Origin of the sequence: Zunongwangia pacifica (genome assembly GCF_023499215.1) — a bacterium.
GTDB lineage: Bacteria > Bacteroidota > Bacteroidia > Flavobacteriales > Flavobacteriaceae > Zunongwangia > Zunongwangia pacifica.
This window is the reverse complement of the sequence record NZ_JAKHSK010000082.1, coordinates 1-2,876: the sequence shown is the minus strand read 5'-3', so window position 1 is coordinate 2,876 and position 2,876 is coordinate 1. Positions and strand designations below refer to the sequence as shown.

The 2,876-nt window shown below is 30.9% G+C and carries 2 protein-coding genes and 1 pseudogene; all 3 read left to right on the top strand.

The genetic code is table 11. The features are described 5' to 3' along the window. Window positions 1–111 (top strand): annotated as a pseudogene (locus tag L1967_RS22060) (IS5 family transposase); the annotation flags it as partial. A 30-nt stretch (window positions 112–141) separates the two neighbouring features. Continuing rightward, window positions 142–969: a class I SAM-dependent methyltransferase gene (locus L1967_RS22055; RefSeq protein WP_249603650.1), complete on the top strand. Its 828-nt coding sequence runs from the start codon at window positions 142–144 to the stop codon at window positions 967–969. Between the two features lie 205 nt (window positions 970–1,174). After that, on the top strand, window positions 1,175–2,332 hold the full coding sequence (locus L1967_RS22050) for a hypothetical protein (RefSeq protein ID WP_249603649.1): 1,158 nt from the start codon (window positions 1,175–1,177) through the stop codon (window positions 2,330–2,332). The last annotated feature ends 544 nt before the right edge of the window (window positions 2,333–2,876 follow it).

Below are 2,876 nucleotides of genomic sequence, written 5' to 3'. Positions count from 1 at the left end.
TTACTAAACAGGTTTGATACTACCGTGGCAAGCTGGAAAGGGTTTAACTATCTTGCTTTTATTGTATTAGCCTTGAAAAAGTTCAAACCCTTCAAAAAGGAAAAAGTTTAAACGAGTTCTATATATAACCCATAATTTTTTATGTTTAAAAGAGCTTATAAGATTAAACATTTTGTTTCTTCGAAAATATCAGAAAAGAATTCTCTAAGGAAATTGCGAAATATGGATTCTTTCGGTTCAGAAATCGCCAAAGCTTTTAATAGCACTAAATTTAATAAGTTTTCTGATGAGTTAAAACCCGTTTTTTCTGAATTGGAAGAATATCGAAAGAAATTACTACATTCTGATCAAAAGATTGATTTTACCATATTTGAAGAAGGAGATATAAAATTGACAAAAGAAGTATGTAAAAAAGCTGCTTCCCCTGAAAAATGGTGTCGCCTTTTTTTCTTTCTTACCTATTACTCTAAGGCATCAGGAGTTTTAGAAATTGGAACAAATTTAGGAGTTTCAGGTCAATATTATTTAAAAGCATTATTACTGAATAATACTATAAATACCAACTTTAAAACCCTGGATGGAGTTCAGGATTTGTGTAATATTTCAGAAAAAAGATTTAGTGAGATTAACTCCGAAAGAAATTTTAAGGTTATTTGTGGAATGTATTCTGATACATTACCAGAGATAGAAAACTCTGATGATCAATATCAAATTATATTCATAGATGGGAATCACAAATTCAAATCAACAATAGAATACTATACTATGCTTTACAACAATCTGGCCGATCGAGCTATTATAATTTTTGATGATATCAATTGGAGCAGGGAAATGAAAAAAGCCTGGTCTCATATAAAGAAGATGCGTTTTGAGTATTCTATAGATTTATATAAATTAGGAATTATCGTAGTCAATAAAAATAACACTGATGCCAAAAAATTAAACTTTAAATTATTTCTTTCTTATTAATTATCATTCCTAGAATTTTCGGATAGCTGTTTCCCTTTTTCAAACGAACTTTTTGTGTAAAAAATTAGATTGTCAATTGTAAGTTAAATTGATTAGTATCCAAATTTTGGAAAATAGATTTAATTGTATTGCAATATTTGGTAATAAATTGGGTTACATTATTTAAAAGTAATAAACCGTCTTTTTGATTAACCAAAACTAACCGATGAATACTTTATTTAAAATTCGTAAAATATATTTCATTTTTTTAGTCAGTTTGAGTGCAGCACTGCTGGCAAGCTGTAATTTTTCTGAAAAAAAAGAGTTTACCTGGAACCCAGAAGTAAAAGAACTTACTGGTGGCGATTTAGAAGAATGGTTACATAAAGCCTCGTTCGAAAATGAATTGAAAAGTGATAATCCTGATGAATATATGATAACTAATGCCAATGTTGTATTTCCGTTTATTGGGAGTTACAACAACGACGTTGGAAAATTATATGAAGATTTTGCTTCAGAAAAAAGTAATGGTTCTATCTTTAAAAATAAGACAGTTTTATATAAAGATCCAAAATGGGGTGATCTTTTTTTAAACAGTGTTTTATTGTATGAATCGCAAGAAGTGTATTTAAAAGAACAATATACTACTACCGGAAATCCTGTTTTTAGTGGTCTCGATGCCATTCATGATTCCTACTCGGCACATTTAGCAGAAACGTCGGTTTTCACTAATGATTATCCAAAAATTAAGACCGGAATTTACGTGGTAAGCATTCAAAATAAAGATTATTTATTGGGATTTTATCAGAAAGAAAATTTAGTTTTTGAAATAGCTATTGGTTATACTCAGGAAAATTTACCAGCGGTTTTAAATAAGTTGAAATCGGTTAGTGACGAATTAGGTTTGAATATAAAGGAATGGGAGAGAGCCACCCTAAAAGATTTGAAAGCTCTGGCTACTAAAAATACCTTTTGGAAAGATCCTTATGTAGGCTTATATCCAGATCGTTATATGCTAAATATAGTAGAACTAAAATTGAAAGATACCCCATTTCATTCGGTAAAAAATCCGAAGAGGGGCGAATATGTATACGAATATCAATCTGCACAAGGAACAGTTTCTTTAGCTACTTTTCTAAAAAAAGCGACAAAAAGTAGCACCGAATTTAATACCGATAAAGAGGGTTTTAAGGAATACAAAAATGGTTCTCACCGGTTATTTTATAAAGAAGAAAAAGACGGTAAATTTATTAGAGGCCAGGCAGTAAGCTATGCGAAAGATAGTAACTATTTAGAGTTGCATTTTTCGTTTCCGGAAGAAAATAAAGAAGCGCAAGCAATTATTCATGAAATCTTAAAAACAATAAAAATACGTAGTTTTTAAATTCAATCCAATTTTCCTCCAAATAGGTCTAAACCATCTAAACAAATCTGCGATATGATGAAGTAGCTTTTATATCGATTTTTGAAATCGATAGTTTAGTGATGGTCTATAAATATTTAAGGGTTGTTTTTTGGTATTGTTTGTAAAAGTAACATGCTTTATTTAATAATCGAGGTGTCTGGAAATAAAAATGACTTTCTAATAAATGCCACCTAGGCCAGCTCTTAGGTAGCTTATTTTATTGGCACCGCCAAAGGGTTTAATATCCCGTCCCGATAGCTATCGGGATGCCTCGGAATTGAAATTTTGTCTCTATCGAATGCCTCGTGGGCTTGCCCCGGTGTAGTTTACTTTTCAAAAAGGGGAATCTTAGGGGAATTCCTTTTCTTTTTTGATGACTCTGGTAATCAATCCAGTTTTCATAGAAGTGATCTAAACTTTTTTTGAGAGAAAAAAATAGGCTGTGGATATTTGTGTTGCCAAACAAAAAAATCACACAGCCATGTACATCGTACTGTGCAAAGATATAATAGAAAGTGATATC

Bases quoted from the DNA above. Each gene is read 5' to 3' on its own strand.
- L1967_RS22055 (WP_249603650.1), top strand. From the start codon at position 142: ATGTTTAAAAGAGCTTATAAGATTAAACATTTTGTTTCTTCGAAAATA.
- L1967_RS22050 (WP_249603649.1), top strand. From the start codon at position 1,175: ATGAATACTTTATTTAAAATTCGTAAAATATATTTCATTTTTTTAGTC.